We start from the raw sequence: 20800 nt of genomic DNA, 5'->3' as shown, positions 1-20800 counted from the left end.
CTTGGTGTTGCGACGACCGCTTGAGCTCGCCACCGGCCTTCCCTGAGCGACGGCTTTACGGCTTATGCGCGCTCCTCGGTGCACCGGGCTTTTTGGCCACCGTCATCGGCGCGACGCCTGGGGAGGCATCGACACCCACTTGACCTCAGCGTGGGGAAGTCAGGACCACACGATTTCGCCGTCCGCCACGAGACCCGTCGTCTTGCGCATCAGCACCGGGTCCGTGACGTCCATCGCATCCCGCCCTCCACGCCCGTGACGACCGCGAAGCGCCCCTCTCGCGAGGACGGGACGCGTCCAGGAAACCCGAAATTTCGGAAAATTGGAAGGTGGATATTTTTCGCGCCGGACTGGACAGGGGTGATGCCGCTGATCCCGTGCGCAAATTTAGGTTTTGCGCGCATGGCGATTTTGGTGTCAAAACGGCTCCGTCGTGGCTCAGCCATGTGCGCGGCGTGCCCGTCGGGCGACTCGGGACGTGACGGCAGCGAAGGACGATGGGGGCAGCATGCCGGAGCAGATCGGTCGCCACGACAAGCTCGAACAGGCGCTCCTGGCCTTGGATGATCGCGCCATGGTGCTGGAGGAGCTCGACGGCTTCATCGCCGGCCTGCTCGTGCTCCCCGAGCCAATTCCACCGGGCGAATGGTTCGCGTCAGCCTTCGGGCTCGGCAAGGGGCATCGCTCCGTCTTCATCAGCATCGACCATACCAATGAGGTGCTCGGGCTGGTCATGGACTATCACCGGGAGATCGCGCTGACGCTCGCGCGGCACCCGGAGCAGTACCAGCCGCGCTTTCCAATCGACGCCTTCAACGGCGACGTCGTCTGGGAGCTGTGGATCGACGGCTTCGCGGCGGCCGTGGACCTTCGCCATGAGAGGTTCAAGGCTTATCGGCAGATCGACGGCGACGTGGCTGACGCGGCTGTGAGCCTGATGGTGGCGATCGAGCTGGCGCTCGACGACGATCGTGTCGAGAACGCCAAGCTCGACCGCGATGCGCCGGCTGATATCCGCGAGGCGGTGCTGACCCTGTATCAATACCGGCAGAGCGGGCCGCCGGTGCCCACGTTCACCAACTTTGCCAGGCAGCCCAACCCGTTCGCCTCCTTTGGCAAGGTCGGCCGCAACGATCCGTGTCCCTGCGGTTCCGGCCAGAAATACAAGCGCTGCTGCGGCGCGAATTGAGGCGGCCGCCGATCGCCACGACACGGTCTTTTTTGTTGCAACAATCTGGTGCGGTGCAAAGATGGGCCCGCCCGCGCCGGATGCGCGGGCCAATGAGACTGGTTGAGGAAACGATATGAGGATGGTGTTCGGCAAGGCGCGGGCCGCAATGGCAGCGCTCGCGATCGCAACGACGGCCCTGACAATCACGACCCTGACGACGGCGGACGCGCATGGCCCGACCCGGCGCAAGGTGCAGGAGCATGTCGAGATCAACGCCGCGCCCGCCAAGGTGTGGGCCGTGATCGGCAACTTCCAGGACATGAGCTGGCTCGGGGTGGTCGACAAGACCGAAGGCGACAAGGGCAACGAGATCGGCGCCACGCGCAAGCTGACCCTGAAGGGCGGCGCCACCGTCGACGAGGAGCTCTACAAGTTTGATGCCGAGAAGATGAGCTATTCGTATCGCATCACCGCCGTCGACGTGAAGGTGCTGCCGGTGACGAACTACTCGTCGACCATCGCGGTCACGCCGAGCGCGGACGGCAAGGGCAGCGTCGTCGAATGGACCGGCGCGTTCTACCGCGGCTTCCCCAACAACGACCCGCCGCCGGAGCTGAGCGACGAGGCCGCCGTCAACGCGGTCAGCGGGCTCTACAAGGGCGGGCTCGAAGGCCTGAAGAAGAAGGTGGAGAGCGGGAGCTGAGCGAGAGGCGGAAGATGTCGCCTGGTCAGCGGTGCGCTCCCTCTCCACGTTCTTCACGGGGAGAGGGCTGGGGTGAGGGGCAGACGCACGGGAAGTGTGGGTGGTTAGACCTGTACCCCCTCGCCCGGATTGCATCTTCGATGCAATCCGGCCTCTCAGTGCGAGCGAAGCTCGTCGCGCCCCCGCAGGCGGGGCGAGATGAGCACCGAGCCCGGCGCTCCAGCCCGCATCGTTTCTTAAATCGCATCTTTGGTGCTTTGCTCGCCGCCTTACTCACCTGCATCGCCATCCCATCCCGCGCCGAAGAAGCCTTCGTCACCAATCAGCTCAGCGACGACCTCACCATCGTCGACCTCGCGACCTCGAAGCCGGTGGCGACGATTCCGATCGGCGGCAAGCCGGCCGGCGTTGCCGTCGCGGCCGACGGGCGCTTCGCCTATGTGGCGAGCCCGGACGACAAGACCGTCAGCGTCGTCGATGCGGCCGAGCGAAAGGTGGTCGGACGTATCGACGTCGGCGGCGGGCCGCTCGGCATTGCCGTGGCGCCGGATGGTGCGACGGTCTACGTCGCCGATTGGTACAACGCGGCGATCCGCGTGATCGATGCCAAGACCCGGACCGTGACCGGCAGCATCGCGGTCGGCGCCTCGCCGTCGGGGCTTGCGGTGACGCCGGACGGCAAGCTGCTGCTGTCGGCGGATCGTGACGACGACATGGTGTCGGTGATCGACACCGCGACGCGCCAGCGGCTTGCGACCATCAAGGTCGGCACGCGGCCATTCGGTGTCACCATCGATGCCGAGGGCAAGCGCGCCTACACCGCCAATGTCGCCTCCAACGATGTCTCGGTGATCGACCTCGCCGAGCGCCGCGAGATCAGCCGCGTCAAGACCGGCCTGCGGCCCTATGCGGTGGCGCTGGCGCAGGGCAGGGGTTTCGTCACCGATCAGTATGACGGCACGGTCAGCGTGTTCGACCTGGCGGGCCTGCAGCCGCTCAAGCGCATCAATGTCGGCGACTATCCGGAAGGCATCGAGGCGACGGCGGATGGCCAGCGCATCATCGTCGCCAATTGGGAAAGCAACATCCTGAGCGTCATCGACGTCGCCGCGCTGAAGGTCACCGGAGAGATCAAGGTCGGCGACGGCCCGCGCGCGTTCGGTGCGTTTTTGCGGCGGTGATTGGAGAGTGTAGCCTGGATGAACGCAGCGACATCCGGGTTCTCCTCCGACGTCAGCGATACCCCGGATGTCGCTGCGCTCATCCGGGCTACGTGGCTGCGGCGGTGAAGCAGGTAGCGAGAATGGAGTTGCATCTGCAGACGCCGTCATTGCGAGCGTAGCGAAGCAATCCAGGGCCGCGCGAAGACTCTGGATTGCTTCGCTGCGGCGCAGCGCTCGCAATGACGCCGGGGAGGTATCGAGGCTCGTGATTATCTCTGCATGTCGTCGCTGCTCATGCAGGCTACGGATTTCGACCCGCGGGCACCACCAACCGCTCCGCAATCTCCTCCATCCGCGTGAACAGCATCTCAGGCCGGTGCTCGCGCAGCGCGCGCTCCGCGGCATAGCCCCATGTCACCGCACCGAAGGCGATGCCGGCGGCGCGCGCGGCCTCGATGTCGCGGGTCTCGTCGCCGATCGCAATGACCTCGGCCGGGTCGACGCGCAGCCGCTTCAGCACGCGGCGAAACTTCCGCGCCTTGCCGAACACCGAGGCCGAGCAGTCGAAATCGGCGAACAGGCCGGCGCGCGATCCGAGCTTCTGGCGTGCATTGGCCTCGCTGTCGGACGAGACCAATGCGAGCCTGGTGCCGTTGGCGGCAAGCGTGTCGAGCATGATGTCGACGCCGGCAAACAGCGGGATGTTCGCTGCATGCGCCGTCTTCAGTTGGCGCGCGTGGCGCGCGATGAACGGCAGCTTCCAGCGCGGCACCTTGAGAAAATCAAGGATCTCGCGGGTCGAGGCGTGGCGCAGCCCATCGATGTCCTCGTCCTTCACCTGGCGAAAGCCGAAGCGCTGGGCGACCGTATTCACGTGGACGCGAAACCACGGGAAGCTGTCGGCGAGCGTGCCGTCGAGGTCGAAGATGACGAGGGAGTAGGGCATCGGATCGCGTGTGGCTCGGCGGGATGAGTGAAGATCGTAGCCGGTGAGTGTCGGCGCGTAGCCTTGCGCCATAGCAACGAGATGGTCATGACGCAATGAGCCGCGACCTATGAGTGACGCAGGCCCGCGGCGGGTTCGATGATCTCAGGTTGAACATGTTGTGATGTGCATCCGAGGTGCCAACCGTTATGATGCGGCTCTGGCGGATCATCGATTCCATCCGCGCAGAATTTGATGACATTTTTTTCAATCACCAGACCCAGAGAGATTTTCAGATGGCCCTCAACAAGGTTGCTGCTGCGTATTTGTCGTACTTCGCCTATATCGATGACGCGCTGGATACGGTCCAGCCCGGTGACTTCATCACGTTGCTCAAGTCGGTTCCGTCAGGCGCGGCGAACGGTCCGTGGTCGCTGGCCTGGGGCCCTGCGGTCAACAACGGCGTTCTGGCCTATGTCGCGCAAGGCAGCGACGGCAGCTACGCGCTGGCCTTCCGCGGCACCGATGTCGACGGCTCGGTCGCCGGCGCGTTCGAGAACGTGCTCGCAGATGCCGACGCGGTCTTCCTCGTGCCGTGGCTCTATCCGCAGCAGGCCGGCGCGCCGCAGCAGATCAGCGCAGGGATCAACGATGCGCTGGCGCTGGTCATCGCGCTCACCGATCCCAAGACCGATCTGTCATTGCTCGACTATCTGCGCGGCCTGGCGGCCAAGCAGAATCTGCAGCTCATGGTGACCGGTCACAGCCTCGGCGGCGCGCTCGCCGTGGTGGCGACGGCGTGGCTGCAGGACCAGCTGCCGAAGCTGAACGCGTCGTTGAAGTTCACGCTGTGGCCGCACACCTTCGCCGCTCCGACGATGTGGACCGCCGGGTTCGCGACGGCGTTCGCGAAGAATTTCACCTATTACGCGGCCGTCAACGGCAACGACATCGTGCCGATGGGCTGGGCCAATCTGACCGGGATTCTCGGCACCTATTCGCCGCCGGGTCCGGTCCTGAAGGACACCAACTACTATTCGATCTATCTGCCGCTCGAGCTCCTCAGCGCGACGATCCCGACCTATACGTCGATCGTGCCGAGCAATCCGGACCTGTTCACCGTTGCGCCGATCGCGGAGGCGAACGACTCCTGGACCGCCGAGGCCGGCTACATGCATTCGATGCAGCTGCAGTATTTCCCGCACGCCACCGGCACGAAGGCGCCGCCGCTGCCCGGCGTCACCAAGACCGGCGTAGCCCGGCCGCGCGCGGTCGCGGCGTGAGCTCCTGAGCCGGATCGTTTTCTCATCCGAGCTGGACTTGCAGGCCCGCCTTCAGCGGGTCTGCAAGGGGCTTTCGGAATGCGCCGATCAACATTTCATCACGGCAATTGTGAGCGTGCGTTGCAGGAACGGTTGCCGCAGTGCGGTGGTTGACCCCGCACAGAAGCAAGGAGACTCCCATGCAACGCACGATCAAGATGGCAGCGCTGACTGCCGCAACGCTGGTGCTCGGCACCGCCGCCGCATCCGCGCAGGGCTATGCCCGCTATGGCGACTCGATGGCCTGGGTGCCGCCGGCGCAGGCTTACGATTCCGAGCCTGTCTATGACGCCGCGCCGTCGCCGATGTACAGGCCGGGCCCGGTGACCTGGGGCCGCGGCTACAACGGCACCAATCATCCCACCCCGAGCTCGACCCAAGGCGATGTCGGCCCGCAGGGCAACAATAACGGTACGCTGACCGGCGTCTATCGGCAGTGGTAATTGCCGTCACGCGGATCGCGTGAGTCGATCAAACCCGTCGCTCGCACCCGAGCGGCGGGTTTGCCATGTCTTGAATGCACGCCACGTCTGCAGCAGTGGCTCGGCGGATCACCGGCTCGCGGACAAGTGAGCGGTGCGTTGTGTCGCACAGTTCCTGGCGTGAGCCGCGGAACCGGCGAGCTGTCCGTGTTGTTTGTCGCTCGAGAATTACGAACGAAAGAGCCGCGTAGCCCGGATGAGCGCAGCGATATCCGGGATCGTCGCCAAAGTTGGTGGTGAACCCGGATATCGCTGCGCTCATCCGGGCTACAATGTTACTCCGCCGCCTCGCTGGCCGCGCCGCGGGTGCGCTTCTTCGGCTTGGCGGACTTCTCCAGCACCGGCTTCAGGAACTGGCCCGTGTAGCTGCGCGGGGCCTTGACGATGTCCTCCGGCGGGCCCCAGGCGACGATCTCGCCGCCGCCGTCGCCGCCTTCGGGGCCGAGGTCGATGACCCAGTCGGCGGTCTTGATGACCTCGAGATTGTGCTCGATGACCACGACCGTGTTGCCCTGCGCGACCAGCTCGTGCAGCACCTCCAGCAGCTTCTTGACGTCGTGGAAGTGCAGGCCGGTGGTCGGCTCGTCCAGGATGTAGAGCGTGCGCCCCGTGGCGCGCTTGGACAGCTCCTTGGCGAGCTTGACACGCTGCGCCTCGCCGCCGGAGAGCGTGGTGGCCTGCTGTCCGACATGGATGTAGTCGAGGCCGACGCGGCGCAGGGTCTCGAAGGTGTCGCGCACGCGCGGCACCGCCTTGAAGAACTCGGCGGCCTCCTCGACGGTCATGTCGAGCACGTCGGCGATCGACTTGCCCTTGAACAGCACGTCGAGCGTCTCGCGGTTGTAGCGCTTGCCCTTGCAGACGTCGCAGGTGACGTAGACGTCGGGCAGGAAGTGCATCTCGATCTTGATGACGCCGTCGCCCTGGCAGGCCTCGCAGCGGCCGCCCTTTACGTTGAACGAGAACCGGCCGGGCTCATAGCCGCGCGCCTTGGATTCGGGCAGGCCGGCGAACCATTCGCGGATCGGCGTGAACGCGCCGGTATAGGTCGCGGGGTTGGAGCGCGGGGTGCGGCCGATCGGCGACTGGTCGATGTCGATGATCTTGTCGATATGCTCGAGGCCCTCGATGCGGTCGTGCGGTGCGGCGCCTTCGCTGGCGCCGTTGAGCTTGCGCGCGATCGCCTTGTAGAGCGTGTCGATCAGCAGCGTCGACTTGCCGCCGCCGGAGACGCCGGTGATCGCCGTGAACAGGCCGAGCGGAATCTCGGCCGAGACGTTCTTGAGATTGTTGCCACGGGCGTTGACGACCTTGATGGTGCGGCGATGGTTCGGCGGCCGCCGCTCCGGGACCTCGACCTCGAGCTCGCCGGTGAGATATTTGCCGGTCAGCGAGGCCGGATTGCGCATGATCTCGGCCGGCGTGCCCTCGGCGACGATGTGGCCGCCATGGGTGCCGGCGCCGGGGCCGATGTCGAGCACGTAGTCGGCCAGCCGAATGGCATCCTCGTCATGTTCGACCACGATCACGGTGTTGCCGAGGTCGCGCAGCCGCTTCAGGGTATCGAGCAGGCGGGCGTTGTCGCGCTGGTGCAAGCCGATCGACGGCTCGTCGAGCACATAGAGCACGCCCGTGAGACCCGAGCCGATCTGCGAGGCCAGGCGGATGCGCTGGCTCTCGCCGCCGGAGAGGGTGCCGGAGGAGCGCGCCAGGGTCAGGTAGTTCAGGCCGACATCGAGCAGGAAGGTCAGGCGGTCACGAATCTCCTTCAGGATGCGCGTGGCGATCTCCGTCTGCTGCGCATTGAGCTGCTTCGGCACCTCGGCGAACCATTCGCCGGCGGCCTTGACGCTGAGATCAGAGATCTCGCCGATGTGCTTGCCGGCGACCTTGACGCACAGCGCCTCGGGCTTCAGCCGGAAGCCCTTGCAGCCGGCGCAGGGCACGTCGTTGAAATACTTGCCGAGCTCCTCGCGCGCCCATTCGCTCTCGGTCTCGCGGAAGCGGCGCTCGATGTTGGTGATGACGCCCTCGAACGGCTTCTTGGTGTCGTAGGCGCGGACGCCGTCCTCATAGGTGAACTTGATCTCGTCGTCGCCGGAGCCGTGCAGCAGCGCGTTCTGCGTCTTCTTCGGCAGGTCCTTCCACTTGGTGTCCAGGGTGAACTTGTAGAACTTGCCGAGCGCGGTCAGCGTCTGCAAATAATAGGGCGAGGACGACTTGGCCCAGGGCGCGATCGCGCCCTTGCGTAGCGTGGCGTCCTTGTCGGGGATGACGAGGTCGGCGTCGACATGCTGCTCGACGCCGAGCCCGCCGCATTCCGGACAGGCGCCATAGGGGTTGTTGAACGAGAACAGCCGCGGCTCGATCTCGGGAATGGTGAAGCCGGAGACAGGGCAGGCGAATTTCTCCGAGAACAGGATTCGCTCGGGCCCGCTCTTGTCGTGGATCTTTGCGGTCTTCTTCTTCTCTTTCTCCTCCGCTGGCGCGGCGGAAGCGGGAGCATCGGCAAACTCGATCACGGCGAGCCCCTCGGCGAGCTTCAGCGCGGTCTCGAAGCTCTCCGCGAGGCGCTGGCCGATGTCGGAGCGCACGACGATGCGGTCGACGACGACGTCGATGTCGTGCGGGAATTTCTTGTCGAGGGTGGGCGCCTCGGCGAGCTCATGGAAGGTGCCGTCGATCTTGACGCGCTGAAAGCCCTTCTTGAGGTATTCGGCGAGCTCTTTCTTGTACTCGCCCTTGCGGCCGCGCACGACCGGCGCCAGCAGATAGAGGCGGGTGCCCTCGGTCATCGCCAGCACGCGGTCGACCATCTGCGACACGGTCTGGCTCTCGATCGGCAGCCCCGTGGCCGGCGAGTAGGGCACGCCGACGCGCGCCCACAACAGGCGCATGTAGTCGTAGATCTCGGTGACGGTGCCGACGGTCGAGCGCGGGTTCTTCGAGGTCGTCTTCTGCTCGATCGAGATCGCCGGCGACAGGCCGTCGATCTGGTCGACGTCCGGCTTCTGCATCATCTCCAGGAACTGGCGCGCGTACGCCGACAGCGATTCGACGTAGCGGCGCTGGCCCTCTGCATAGATCGTGTCGAAGGCGAGCGAGGATTTGCCGGAGCCGGAGAGCCCGGTGAACACGACCAGCCGGTCGCGTGGGATCTCGACGTCGATGTTCTTGAGATTGTGCTCGCGGGCGCCGCGGATGGTGATGGCCCGCAGGCTCGACGAATTGGCTTGCGCGCGCTGCTTGGCCTTGATCACTTCATCCATGACGATCGTCCCACGGCGCGGCATCACGCCATCGTTACAGGCGCGTTCTGCCGGAAGCCGGCCATCGGACGCCAGAGGGGAAAGGTATCGTCGGAACGTAGGAAGAACGGGCGCGGATTTCCAGTGCCGTCAGCGAATCATCAACAATGCGTTCGGGGAATGGCAGCGAATGGCAGGAGGGCGACTGGTTCCGCGATGCAGCCTGCTTGATTCCGCAAAGAAAAAGCCTCCGCTCTGGCAGAGCGGAGGCTGTGTGCGTTGGCCCGGAGGCGTCGATCTTAGAAGTGGTAGTTCACGCCGACCTGAACCGAGTGCAGGTTCAGGGTGCCCGAGGCGATGTTGTTCACGAAGTAGTTCTCGCTGCCGAGGCTCTTGTACAGGTATTCACCCTTCAGCGACCACTGCGGCGCGAACATGTATTCGAGGCCAGCACCAACGGTCCAGCCGCTGTGGAACTTGGTGTCGGAAACCGAGGCGCCGAGGAACGTGTTGGTCAGCTTGTTCTCAGCCCAGGCGTAACCACCGGTGGCGTACATCAGGGTCGGACCGAAGGCGTAGCCGATGCGGCCACGAACGCTGCCGGTGTCCTGAATCTTGGTGTTGAAGGTGCCCAGGAAGCCCGGGATCACGCCTTCGCCGCTCTTGATGCTCGCCCAGGCGGCGTCCGCCTCGAGACCGAACACGAGAGCGCCCTGCTGCCAGTTGTAGCCGATGGTGCCGCCGGCGAGGCCGCCGTCCGGACCGTTGTCTTCAACCGTGGCATAACCGCCCATGGCGCCGATGTAGAAACCGGCCCAGGTCGGGAGCGGCGCGGCAACCGGCGCCTTGGTGTAGGGACGCGCAGCAAGATCGGCAGCGGCAGCGGGAGCGGCCAAGGCGGCCAGGGCCACGGTCGCAAGCAGGATCTTCTTCATTCTTCTTCTCTCCAGTTTAGTCCTAGCAGTCCGCGTCGCACCGAAGTTCTTACGCACGAAACAGACTCACCCGTTCAAGTTGACGGTCCCCCTATAGCCCGGTTCCGCGCAGATTGCCGTCACCTCAAAGCCACACCCGCGACGAAACCGGGGATCTACGGGCAACGGCAGAAAGCCTTTGTCGCTCAAATGCTTGGGTTCCGCCTGTCACGCAAAGCCAACAGTGTCCGCAGCGCAACAAAAAAGGCCGGCTTGCGCCGGCCTTTGAATGTTCGGGTTGTGGAACTGGTCAGTATTTGGCGATGACCGGGCCACCGAAACGATAGTTCAGGCGGGCGGTGAACAGGTCGACGTCCTGCTTGATATTGTCGGTCTGGGCGAATACGGCGCCGCGGAACGGGACGTTCGTGTTGCCCATGAACAGGTGGTCGTATTCGAAGCCCACCGACCAGTTCGGCGCAAAGGCGTATTCGACCCCAGCGCCGACGGATGCGCCCCACTTGTGCACGGTCGTGGTGGCCAGCACGGTGTTGATCACGCCGGAAAAGATCTCGTACTTGGTGTCGGTGACGGCCGCGCCGCCCTTGGCGTAGAGCAGGACGTTGTCGAAGGAATAGCCGATCTGGCCGGTGAATAGGCCAAAGGCGGTGATCTTGCTGCGATTCCTATCCGGCGCGAAAAGGGGCGTAATATTGTTGCCGGTCAGATCGGCCCAGTTGCCCTGCGCCTCCAGGCCGAACACGACCGAATTCATCTGCCAGCGATAGCCGAACTGTCCGCCGACGGTGCCGCCGGTTGCGTTGTGGCAACCTTCGGCGCGGCCGTCCGCGAGCGTCCAGCAGTTGCGGCTCGATCCATAGCCGCCGTTGATACCGAGGTAGAAGCCACTCCAGTCGTTGATCGTGGCAATCATCGGCGGCGCCTTGGTGTAAGGCCGCGCTGCCATGTCGGCTGCCGACGCGGATGTGGCGGCTGCGATGCCGACGAGGGCCGTCGTGATCACAAGCAACTTCTTCATCAAATTCTCCCCCGGGAGTTGGAATGACAAGCGATGGAAATGTTCATACACGCGGCATCCCGGAGATGCTGTAACGCACGCGCCACATTGGCAAAAAAGCGTTATATATCAAATATTTAACATAAAATAGCCGCGTCGGTGCCGAGCTGCGGACACGAAAAAGGCCGGCGCGGGCGCCGGCCTTTGCGGTAGGCTCCGGAGAGCTGCCTTTGCTTCAGTAGCGCGTCGCCATGGGGGCGCCGAATCGGTAGTTCACCCGGACCGTCGCCATGTCGATGTCCTGCTTGATGGTGTCGACGCGTGAATTGACGGTCGCGGTCGCCGGGAAGCTGATGTCGCGCGATCCCATGAACAGGTGATCGTACTCGACCGCGACCGACCAGTTCGGTGCGAAGCCGAACTCGACGCCGGTACCCACGGTGCCGCCCCAACGGGTTTCGCTCGCCGAATCCAGCTGCGTGCCGACAGGGAAGGGCGCTGCTGCGTTGGCGGTTCCGGTGTATTTGTTGTGCGTGACCGCGGCGCCGCCCTTCACGTACCAGAGCACGTTGCCCCAGGCGTAGCCGGCCTGGCCGGTGAACAGGCCAATGGCGTCGGTCTTGGTGGTGTTGGTGATGCCGGTTGTCAGCGCCGCGGTGCTCGCATTGGAGGATTTCAGATCGGTCCAATTGCCCTGGGCTTCGAGGCCGAACACCCAGCTCGCGGCCTGCCAGCGATAGCCGACCTGACCACCGATGAGGCCGCTGGTGGCGTTATGGCAGCCTTCGCTCTGCGTCGGCGCGACCGCCGCGGCGCCGAACCGATTCAGGGTCCAGCAATTGTGGCTCCAGTCGGCGCCGCCATTGGCGCCGAGATAGAACCCGGCCCAGCTCGGCAGCGGCGTGACATAGGCAGGCGGCGGTGCCTTGCCATAGGGCCGCGTCGCAAAGTCGGCGGCCGATGCCGGTGCCAGGCCGAGCAATGCGGCGCCCGCGCTCACGATCAGAGTTGTCTTCTGCATCTCTCGTCTCCCCAATCCCAAAGTCTTCCCTCGCCGGATCCCTCCGATCCGGGCCCACGCGTGTGGCCTGCTCTGGTTGTAGGAAAGACTGATTTCTAAAAACTGTGACCACAGCCCAGCGCAGCGCGGGATGTGCCGATCGTGCTTAAGCGGAGGTAAATGAGGCGGCGGCCCGCATGACAGCGGCGGGGCACGATGCAGCCTTGGTGTTTGAAGCTGATCAGCTCTCGCCACGGTCGATCGGCCGGGGCCTCCGGACACGCGCAGCGCCTTCGTCCGAAGCGAGGGGCGATAAACCGGCGAGTGCCGCCTCAGTGCTTGGAGACGACGGGGCCGCCCCAGCGATAGTTGACACGGACGGTGGCCATGTCGACGTCCTGGCCGACTGTGTCGGTCCGGGTCGCGGCGCCCGCCGGCAGGCCGGAGAAGTTCAGGGCCTTGTTGCCCATGAAGATATGCTCGTACTCGGCGCCGACCGACCAGTTCTTGGCGAAGCCGACCTCCACGCCGGTGCCGACCGTAGCGCCCCAGCGCGTCGCACTCGCCTGGTCGAACGCCGTGCCGGTGGCCGTCGCAATTCCGTTGTACTTTTCGCTTGCGACCGCCGCGCCGCCTTTGACGTACCAGAGCACGTTGTTCCAGGCATAGCCGATCTGGCCCGTGAGCAGGCCAACGCCATTGACCTTGGTCTGGTTGGTCACGGCCGGCGCGAGCTGGCTGGTGTTGCTGCCCTTGAGATTGGCCCAATTGCCCTGGCCTTCGACGCCGAACACCCAGCTGCCCGCCTGCCAGCGGTAGCCGATCTGGCCGCCGGCGAGCGCGCCGGCTGCATCATGGCAGCCTTCGGCATTGGTCGCGGGGACGCCGGCAAGGGAGACGTTGTTGGTCCAGCAGGTGCGGGCCGAGCCGCCGCCCGCATTCAGGCCGAGATAGAATCCGCTCCAATCATAGATCGTCGCGATCATCGCAGGCGCCTTGGTGAAGGTGCGCGCGGGCAAATCGGCTGCGATCGCCGGCGCAAACCCCAGCGCCAGCGAAGTTGTCGCCCCCAGCAACAGACTTCTCATCGCAGTCCCCAAACCTAGTCCGACGCCCGCACGCACGCTCTCACCAACGCCCACACCCGCCGGACCTTGATAGCCCCTCCCGCCGTAAAAAGCCGTCACCCAAAGGACACATCGGCCTAGCAAGTGCCCGTTCTGGCACACAAAAAAAGGCCGGCGCGAGGCCGGCCTTTCGACATATTCGCGGTCTGCGTGCAATCAGTAGCGCGACACGCCCGGACCACCGAAGTGGTAGGAGATGCCGGCCTTGACGGTGTGAACGGTGTCCTTCCACTCCGAGCGGTCGCCCGCCACCGGGGTGTACTGCAGCGTGCTCTTGCCGAAATCGAGATAGTTGTACTCGACCTTGGCCGACCAGTTCTGGGCGAACATGTATTCGGCGCCGGCACCGATCGTCCAACCCCAGCGCCAGTCGCTCTGTGATGCACCGAACGCTGCGCCGCGCAGGCCGGGATCATAGCGGTGCTGCAGGTCACCGACAGCGGCACCGCCGCTGACGAAGAACAGCGCCGGACCGGTCGCCCAACCGAGCCGACCCTTGATGTCGCCGAAGCCGCGCAGCTTGGTGAAGTAGCTGTCACCCGCGCCGAGATTGATCTCGGACGAGCGGCCGTGGATGTCGGCCCAATGGTAGTCGCCCTCGAGGCCGAACACGATGTTGTCGACCTGCCAGTTGTAGCCGGCCACGCCGCCGATGAAGCCGCCGGTGATGTCGTACTTCTGCGTGCCGGCGAAGATCGCCGTGTTCGGCGCACCGAAGAAGGTCTCATCGCTGCGGCCCCAGCCGCCGCCGCCCTGGAGACCGAGATAGAAGCCGGTCCAGGTCGGGAGCGGCGTCGGCGCCATCACCGGGGCCTTCGTGTACGGGCGGGCGGCGAGATCGGCGGCTCCCGCCGGCGTCAGCGCCCCCAAAACCATCAAGCTGACAGCTCCAAGAAAAATTCTTTTCATCCCAAGTCTCCCGCTTTGGGCGTCTCCAAAATGGTCCCCGGAGACGCACTTTTGTGAGTTGGTGCGACCACGCTCGCGGCCCCAATCCGTCCGCAAATATACGCGATTCAACCCTGGATACCGTCTCCCAAAAGCCACAGGCGAGGAGGAAGTGAGGCGTGCTAAGTTGATGAAAGTTAATTACTTTTCCGTGATTTCGGGAACCTTTTCCGGGTTCCTTTTGCGGAACTTTGAGTTCCATCAGGTTCCATGGAACTCGACGCATGGTTGTAAACACAAGAGCGCGAACAAAACTGGAACAATCCGGCCCGGCCTGCTATATGTGGATAAGCAGCGAGAATGCAGGTGGCCGGCGTGGCAACCGTATAGGGTCCGGCCCGAGAGGAAGGGTTCAGCCGCCTGGTGCCGAGAGGCTGGCAGGCGGGGCCGGTCCGTGATTTGAGAACCGCGGGAGAGTGTGATGGCGGGTAGCGTGAACAAGGTGATTCTGGTCGGCAATCTCGGCAAGGACCCGGAGATTCGGCGGACGCAGGATGGACGGCCGATCGCCAATCTGAGCATCGCGACGTCGGAAACGTGGCGCGACAAGGGGACCGGCGAGCGCAAGGAGAAGACCGAGTGGCACCGCGTGGTGATCTTCAATGAGGGCCTCTGCAAGGTTGCCGAGCAGTACCTGAAGAAGGGCGCCAAGGTTTACATCGAGGGCGCGCTGCAGACCCGCAAATGGACCGACCAGAGCGGCGTCGAGAAGTATTCGACCGAGGTGGTGCTGCAGGGCTTCAACTCGACGCTGACCATGCTCGACGGTCGCAGCGGCGGCGGTGGCAGCTTCGCCGACGATGCCGGCGGTGATTTCGGCAGCAGCGGTCCGTCGATGGCGCCGCCGCGCCGCGCGGTGGCTTCGGCTGGCGGTGGCGGACGCAACAACGACATGGACGACGACATTCCGTTCTGAGGTCTGAACGACCTCATGGGAGCGTGTGTGTCCTGGTCGTGACCAGGTCGAAGAGCGGCGTCGGGCGCTGACGTGCATTGCCCGGCTCCGTCGGATCGTTCGTCCCACATCGTTCGTCCCACAGTGCTGCTGGAGCTGGTCCCATGCTGGACCCTGTGGCCAAGGTCGTCGATTTCTACCAGCTGGCGGAGCGCCTGAAGCGCGAGCTCCGCCATAGCTGGCTTTCCGACGGACGTCGCGAGAGTGTGGCCGAGCATAGCTGGAGCATGTCGCTGCTCGCGCTGCTCATGCACCGCGACCTCAGCCACCCGGTCGCGATCGATCGCGTCCTGAAGATGATCATCGTGCACGATCTCGTCGAGGCGTTGGCGGGTGACGTTCCGTTCTTCGAGACGGGCAGCCGCAAGGACGCCAAGGCGGCGAAGGAGCGTCAGGCGATCGAGGACATCAGGGCGCGGCTGCAAGGGATGGCCGGGCAGGAGGTCTTCGACCTGTTTCACGAGTTCGAGGCGCGCACCACGCCAGAGGCGAAATTCGCCGCGGCGCTCGACCATCTCGAGGTCCAGATGCAGCACAATCTCGCTGGCCTGGAGACCTGGCAGCCCATCGAGTACGATCTGGTCTATACCAAGATGGATGCCGCGTGCTGCCATGATCCTCTGCTCGCCGACATGTGCGCGGCGGTGAAACGGCAGGCCGAAGCCAAGATGCGTGCCGGTTGCGTCGACGTCGACGCCATCAAGGAGCGTCTGCACATTGCGCAGGCTGCTCCAACCTGACCACCGAGGCCGTCGCATGAGCTTTGCACCGCTGCTCGACGCGGGGCCTGCCATTCTGCTGCACGCCCTTGCCGCGATGGCGGCGTTCGCGCTGGGACTCGTCCAGTTCGCGGCCCCGAAAGGGACCTTGCCGCATCGGACGCTCGGCTGGATCTGGGTCGCGTTGATGGTCGCCGTTGCGGCCAGTTCGTTCTGGATTCACACCATCCGGCTGGTCGGTCCATGGAGCCCGATCCACCTGCTTTCGATCTACACGCTGGCCGTGCTGCCGCTGGCGGTCTGGGCTGCGCGCCGTCATCGGATCGCAGCTCATCGCCGGGCAATGATCATGCTGTTTTCCGGCGCCCTGGTGATTGCCGGGCTGTTCACGCTGCTGCCGGGACGAATCATGCACAGGGTGGTGTTCGGGTCGTAGCGGGACGGTTCGCGCGGCCTGTCCCGGGCGACTGCACGGTCTGGTTAAGTGACTGGAAAGGCGAGCAGAAAAAGCGCGCTCCGGCCCCCCTTGGGGGTGGCTTGCGACACCGCCATGCGCTATATGATTCCAAGCGATTTTCGCCTGTCAAAACCGACCGGAACCCCCTTTGTCCGATAAAGAAGATGAGAAGCCCGGCGAGCCGGGCGGACCTTCCGACATTCGTCCCGTTTCCATCCTCGACGAGATGAAGCGCTCCTACCTCGATTACGCGATGAGCGTGATCGTGTCGCGAGCGCTGCCCGATGCGCGTGACGGTTTGAAGCCGGTGCACCGGCGCATCCTGTATTCGATGTACGAGCAGGGCCACACGCCCGACAAGAAGTACGTCAAGTCCGCGCGCGTGGTCGGCGACGTCATCGGTAAATACCATCCGCATGGCGACCAGTCGATCTACGATGCCATGGTGCGCATGGCGCAGGACTTCTCGATGCGCGTGCCGTTGATCGACGGCCAGGGCAATTTCGGCTCGGTCGACGGCGATCCGCCGGCCGCCTATCGATACACTGAGGCCAAGCTCGCCAAGTCCGCGATCCCGCTGCTCGACGACATCGACAAGGACACCGTCGACTTCCAGGCGAACTACGACAATTCGGACAAGGAGCCGTCGGTTCTTCCGGCCAAGTTTCCGAACCTGCTGGTCAATGGCGCCGGCGGCATCGCGGTCGGCATGGCCACCAACATCCCGCCGCACAATCTCGGCGAGGTCATCGATGCCTGCGTCGCGCTGATCGACAATCCCGCGCTCACCATCGACGATCTCATCAACATCATCCCGGGGCCGGATTTTCCGACCGGCGGTATCATCCTCGGCCGCGCCGGCATCCGCTCGGCCTATCATCTCGGCCGCGGCTCGATCATGATGCGCGGCAAGGTGACGATCGACACCATCCGCAAGGATCGCGAGGCGATCATCGTTTCGGAGATCCCGTACCAGGTCAACAAGGCCACGATGGTCGAGCGCATCGCCGAGCTGGTGCGCGAGAAGAAGATCGAAGGCATCTCCGATCTGCGCGACGAGTCGGACCGCGACGGCTATCGCGTCGTGATCGAATTGAAGCGCGACGCGGTGCCGGACGTGGTGCTGAACCAGCTCTACAAGTTCACGCCGCTGCAGACGAGCTTCGCCGCCAACATGCTGGCGCTCGACGGCGGCCGTCCGCAGACGATGAATTTGAAGGACCTGCTGACGATCTTCGTCGCGTTCCGCGAGCGTGTCGTCACGCGCCGGACCAAGTACCTGCTGAACAAGGCCCGCGACCGCGCCCACATCCTGGTCGGCCTCGCGGTGGCGGTGGCCAACATCGACGAGGTCATCCGGGTGATCAGGACCTCGCCCGATCCGGCGACCGCCCGCGAGGCGTTGATGTCGCGCGACTGGCCGGCGCGCGATGTCGAAGCCATCATCACGCTGATCGACGATCCGCGCCATCGTCTCTCCGAGGATGGGACGATCCGGCTGTCGTTCGAGCAGGCCAAGGCCATTCTCGACCTGCGTCTGCAGCGCCTGACGGCGCTCGGCCGTGAAGAGATTTCCGACGAGCTCGACAAGCTCAAGGTCGAGATCAACGACTATCTCGATATCCTGCGCTCGCGGGCGCGGGTGCAGGGAATCATCAAGGACGAGCTGGGTGCTGTTAAGGCCGAGTTCGGCACGCCGCGCCGGACCCTGATCGCCGAGCAGGAAGGTGAGGTCGAGGACGAGGACCTGATCCAGCGTGAGGACATGGTCGTGACCGTGTCGCATGCCGGCTACACCAAGCGCGTGCCGCTGTCGGCCTATCGCGCCCAGCGTCGCGGCGGCAAGGGCCGCTCGGGCATGCAGACCCGCGAGGAGGATTTCGTCAGCCGGCTGTTCGTGGCCTCCACCCACACGCCGGTGCTGTTCTTCTCGTCGCGCGGCCAGGTCTACAAGGAGAAGGTCTGGCGGCTGCCGATCGCAGCGCCCAATGCGCGCGGCAAGGCGCTGATCAATATCCTGCCGCTGGAGCAGGGCGAGCGCATCACCACGATCATGCCGCTGCCGGAAGACGAAGCCTCCTGGGCCAATCTCGACGTGATGTTCGCCACCACCGGCGGCAACGTCCGGCGCAACAAGCTGTCGGACTTCGTCGATGTCAGGCGCTCCGGCATCATCGCGATGAAGCTCGACGAGGGCGAAGAGATCGTCAACGTGCAGATCTGCACCGAGCGCGACGACGTGTTGCTCACGGCGTCGGGCGGGCAGTGCATCCGCTTCCCGGTGACCGACGTGCGCGTGTTCACCGGGCGGACCTCGATGGGCGTGCGCGGCATTGCGCTTGCCGGCGGCGACAAGGTGATTTCGCTGTCGATCCTGCGCCATGTCGAGACCACCTCGGACGAGCGCACCGCGTATCTGAAGATGCGCCGCGCCATGGCCGGTGAGGTCGCGAGCGAGGAGCCGGTCGAGAGCGAGGGTGAGGAGGCGGCGGCAGGCTCGATCCAGCTGTCGCAGGAACGCTATGTCGAGATGTCGGCGCAGGAGCAGGTGGTGCTGACGGTGTCGGTCAATGGCTATGGCAAGCGGACCTCGTCCTACGAGTACCGCACCACCGGCCGCGGCGGCAAAGGCATCGTCGCAATGTCGGTCAACAACCGCAACGGCAAGCTCGTCGCCTCGTTCCCGGTGGAGGACGGCGACCAGATCATGCTGGTGACGGACAAGGGCCAGCTGATCCGCTGCCCCGTCGACGGCATCCGCATTGCCGGCCGCTCGACCCAGGGCGTCATCGTGTTCAACACGGCTGACGATGAGCATGTCGTCTCCGTCGAGCATATCGGTGAGGAGACGGAGAATGGCAACGGGGCGAGCGAGCAGGCGAACGGCGAATAAGAGGACGAGTGGCGAGTAGCGAATAGGGGAAGAACCAGGTTTCTGCCCCCTTCGCTGTTCGCTACATCCGGTCGACGCCGACGACCCGCGCCTCGCGGATCGTCGCCCTCGTGCCGGCGGTGCGCAGGCACGACGCTTCGAAGTTCGGCCAGGCCTGCTGCGAGCAGTCGCGGCCGATCGGGCGAATGTCCAGGCGGTCCGCCTTGGCCAGCGGCCGCGGCACGCTGGCTTCGACCTGCGGGGCAAAGCCGGGCAGGAGGGTGAGGGCGGTAGCCACCAAGCCGGCCGCTGCGATGGCAGAAAGCGCTTTGATCATGACGGTCCCCTGTCTTGTGTCTTGGTCGTGCTGGGCCGTTCGGCCCGTTGTTCGTTGAGAATTTGATAACCATTTCGGGTTTCGAGACGTTTTCCCGGACCGCACGAATTGGTTTCATGTCCCCGCGGGTGTGTTTCGCCGCCGAAGTTCCGATGAAACAATCGCGGGTGGGGGATGCAGTTCCGCCTCGCCCTCGCAATGTCCCGTGACCGCTGCCGCGGCTGCGGACCATCACAGCCGCGCCAGCACGGGCGGCGGCGGCTTGCCGGCCTGTTCCGGCCGGTATAGGACGGGCGCATGCAACGTATTGCGCTCTATCCGGGCTCGTTCGATCCCGTCACAAACGGCCATCTCGACGTGGTCCGGCAGGCCGTTCACCTCTGTGACCGGCTGATCGTCGCGGTCGGCGTGCATCACGGCAAGAAGCCGCTGTTCTCGACCGAGGAGCGGCTGGCGATGGCCCATGAGGTGTTCGGCCCGGTCGCCGCCGCAGCCGGCTGCGGCTTTGAGGCCTCGACCTACGACAATCTGACCATCACCGCGGCGCACGCCGCCGGCGCGATCATGATGATCCGCGGCCTGCGCGACGGCAAAGATTTCGATTACGAGATGCAGCTCGCCGGCATGAACCAGACCATGGCACCGTCGATTCAGACGGTGTTCGTGCCGGCGTCGGTCCCGGTCCGTCCGATCAACGCCAGCTTGGTGCGCCAGATCGCGGCCATGGGCGGCGAGATTTCGCATTTCGTGCCGCCGTCGGTGGTGGCCAGCCTCAAGGCCAAATTCGTTTGACGATCCAGGTGCCGGCGGTGCCTTGCGCCGCGCGGCATTGCCACGCGTTTTCCTCTCATCATCCTGTCGGAGTTGCCATGATCCGAGCTCTCACCTTCATCTTCGCTCTCGTGTTCGCGCTGCCGGCGCTGGCGCAGTCGCTGCCTTCAGGGCTCGACAAGCAGAACGCGCTGGTCATCGACACCACCAAGGGCCGCATCGTCATCAAGCTGCGGACTGATCTGGCGCCGCAGCACGCCGAGCGGCTGAAGACGCTGGCCCGCGAAGGCTACTACAACAACGTGCCGTTCCACCGTGTCATGGACGGCTTCATGGCGCAGACCGGCGACGGCCAGAAATTCGACGGCACCGGCGGCTCGAAATATCCAAACCTGAAGCAGGAGTTTTCGAGCACGCCGTTCAAGCGCGGCACCGTCGGCATGGCCCGGCGCGGCGACAGCGTCGATTCCGCCAACTCGCAGTTCTTCATCTGCTTCGGCGACGCGTCCTTCCTCAACGGCCAGTACACCGTGATCGGCGAGGTCGTGCAGGGCATGGACGTGGTCGACAAGCTCAAGAAGGCGCCTCCGGGCTCCGCCGGCGGCGCCGTCACCGATCCCGACAAGATGGTGAAGGTTCAGGTCGCCTCCGACATCAAGTAGACCGCT

19 protein-coding genes are annotated in these 20800 nt (G+C 64.7%); 11 read left to right on the top strand and 8 right to left on the bottom strand.

The window, feature by feature from the left end; translation table 11 throughout:
• Nucleotides 1-478 precede the first annotated feature (478 nt).
• From S58_RS19745 to S58_RS19735, 3 genes are all read left to right on the top strand, one after another.
• A complete protein-coding gene (locus tag S58_RS19745; protein ID WP_244440608.1) occupies nt 479-1189 on the top strand; it encodes a UPF0149 family protein in 711 nt (236 codons plus the stop codon).
• A gap of 115 nt (nt 1190-1304) precedes the next feature.
• Nucleotides 1305-1874, top strand: a complete 570-nt coding sequence (locus S58_RS19740) for an SRPBCC family protein (protein ID WP_042339943.1) — start codon at nt 1305-1307, stop codon at nt 1872-1874.
• A gap of 257 nt (nt 1875-2131) precedes the next feature.
• Entirely contained in the window at nt 2132-3055 is a 924-nt protein-coding gene (locus S58_RS19735; protein WP_015667128.1) for a YVTN family beta-propeller repeat protein, read from the top strand.
• Nucleotides 3056-3338: 283 nt separating this feature from the next.
• Here S58_RS19735 and S58_RS19730 read toward each other — a convergent pair whose 3' ends face one another.
• Nucleotides 3339-3983 carry an HAD-IA family hydrolase gene (locus S58_RS19730; protein WP_015667127.1) on the bottom strand — a complete coding sequence of 215 codons (645 nt, stop codon included), beginning with the start codon at nt 3981-3983 and terminating at the stop codon, nt 3339-3341.
• Nucleotides 3984-4258: 275 nt separating this feature from the next.
• Between S58_RS19730 and S58_RS19725 the strand changes: the two genes are divergently transcribed.
• Together S58_RS19725 and S58_RS19720 are read left to right on the top strand one after the other, a co-directional pair.
• Nucleotides 4259-5245, top strand: a complete 987-nt coding sequence (locus S58_RS19725) for a lipase family protein (protein WP_015667126.1) — start codon at nt 4259-4261, stop codon at nt 5243-5245.
• A gap of 179 nt (nt 5246-5424) precedes the next feature.
• Nucleotides 5425-5727, top strand: coding sequence for a hypothetical protein (locus S58_RS19720; protein WP_015667125.1), 303 nt, complete (start codon nt 5425-5427; stop codon nt 5725-5727).
• Nucleotides 5728-6041: 314 nt separating this feature from the next.
• Here S58_RS19720 and uvrA read toward each other — a convergent pair whose 3' ends face one another.
• From uvrA to S58_RS19690, 6 genes are all read right to left on the bottom strand, one after another.
• Nucleotides 6042-9035, bottom strand: coding sequence for an excinuclease ABC subunit UvrA (gene uvrA / locus S58_RS19715; protein ID WP_042339940.1), 2994 nt, complete (start codon nt 9033-9035; stop codon nt 6042-6044).
• 278 nt (nt 9036-9313) lie between these two features.
• Nucleotides 9314-9949 (bottom strand): outer membrane protein, encoded by a 636-nt coding sequence (locus S58_RS19710; RefSeq protein WP_015667123.1) that lies wholly within the window; start codon nt 9947-9949, stop codon nt 9314-9316.
• A 289-nt stretch (nt 9950-10238) separates the two neighbouring features.
• The gene (locus S58_RS19705) at nt 10239-10967 is read right to left on the bottom strand and encodes an outer membrane protein (RefSeq protein ID WP_015667122.1); all 729 of its coding nucleotides are present in this window, start codon (nt 10965-10967) and stop codon (nt 10239-10241) included.
• A 214-nt stretch (nt 10968-11181) separates the two neighbouring features.
• On the bottom strand, nt 11182-11967 hold the full coding sequence (locus tag S58_RS19700; RefSeq protein ID WP_015667121.1) for an outer membrane protein: 786 nt from the start codon (nt 11965-11967) through the stop codon (nt 11182-11184).
• Between the two features lie 311 nt (nt 11968-12278).
• Nucleotides 12279-13034 (bottom strand): outer membrane protein, encoded by a 756-nt coding sequence (locus S58_RS19695; RefSeq protein WP_042339938.1) that lies wholly within the window; start codon nt 13032-13034, stop codon nt 12279-12281.
• A gap of 195 nt (nt 13035-13229) precedes the next feature.
• Nucleotides 13230-13982, bottom strand: coding sequence for an outer membrane protein (locus S58_RS19690; RefSeq protein ID WP_042339936.1), 753 nt, complete (start codon nt 13980-13982; stop codon nt 13230-13232).
• 460 nt (nt 13983-14442) lie between these two features.
• On the opposite strand from S58_RS19690, the gene S58_RS19685 reads away from it, so the two are divergent.
• From S58_RS19685 to gyrA, 4 genes are all read left to right on the top strand, one after another.
• A complete protein-coding gene (locus S58_RS19685; RefSeq protein ID WP_015667118.1) occupies nt 14443-14937 on the top strand; it encodes a single-stranded DNA-binding protein in 495 nt (164 codons plus the stop codon).
• 143 nt (nt 14938-15080) lie between these two features.
• The gene (locus S58_RS19680; protein ID WP_015667117.1) at nt 15081-15716 is read left to right on the top strand and encodes an HD domain-containing protein; all 636 of its coding nucleotides are present in this window, start codon (nt 15081-15083) and stop codon (nt 15714-15716) included.
• Between the two features lie 16 nt (nt 15717-15732).
• On the top strand, nt 15733-16131 hold the full coding sequence (locus tag S58_RS19675; RefSeq protein WP_015667116.1) for a DUF2306 domain-containing protein: 399 nt from the start codon (nt 15733-15735) through the stop codon (nt 16129-16131).
• Nucleotides 16132-16300: 169 nt separating this feature from the next.
• The gene (gyrA, locus tag S58_RS19670) at nt 16301-19045 is read left to right on the top strand and encodes a DNA gyrase subunit A (RefSeq protein WP_015667115.1); all 2745 of its coding nucleotides are present in this window, start codon (nt 16301-16303) and stop codon (nt 19043-19045) included.
• Between the two features lie 61 nt (nt 19046-19106).
• Here the strand turns inward: gyrA and S58_RS19665 are convergent, their stop codons facing one another.
• On the bottom strand, nt 19107-19361 hold the full coding sequence (locus tag S58_RS19665; RefSeq protein WP_015667114.1) for a hypothetical protein: 255 nt from the start codon (nt 19359-19361) through the stop codon (nt 19107-19109).
• A 297-nt stretch (nt 19362-19658) separates the two neighbouring features.
• On the opposite strand from S58_RS19665, the gene coaD reads away from it, so the two are divergent.
• Complete coding sequence (coaD, locus tag S58_RS19660) at nt 19659-20153, top strand: pantetheine-phosphate adenylyltransferase (RefSeq protein WP_015667113.1); 495 nt, start codon at nt 19659-19661, stop codon at nt 20151-20153.
• 77 nt (nt 20154-20230) lie between these two features.
• On the top strand, nt 20231-20794 hold the full coding sequence (locus tag S58_RS19655; protein WP_015667112.1) for a peptidylprolyl isomerase: 564 nt from the start codon (nt 20231-20233) through the stop codon (nt 20792-20794).
• Nucleotides 20795-20800: the final 6 nt, after the last annotated feature.

Origin of the sequence: Bradyrhizobium oligotrophicum S58, assembly GCF_000344805.1 — a bacterium.
GTDB classification, from domain to species: domain Bacteria; phylum Pseudomonadota; class Alphaproteobacteria; order Rhizobiales; family Xanthobacteraceae; genus Bradyrhizobium; species Bradyrhizobium oligotrophicum.
The sequence above is the reverse complement of the archived record's forward strand: the minus strand, read 5'-3'. Positions and strand labels throughout refer to the sequence as shown.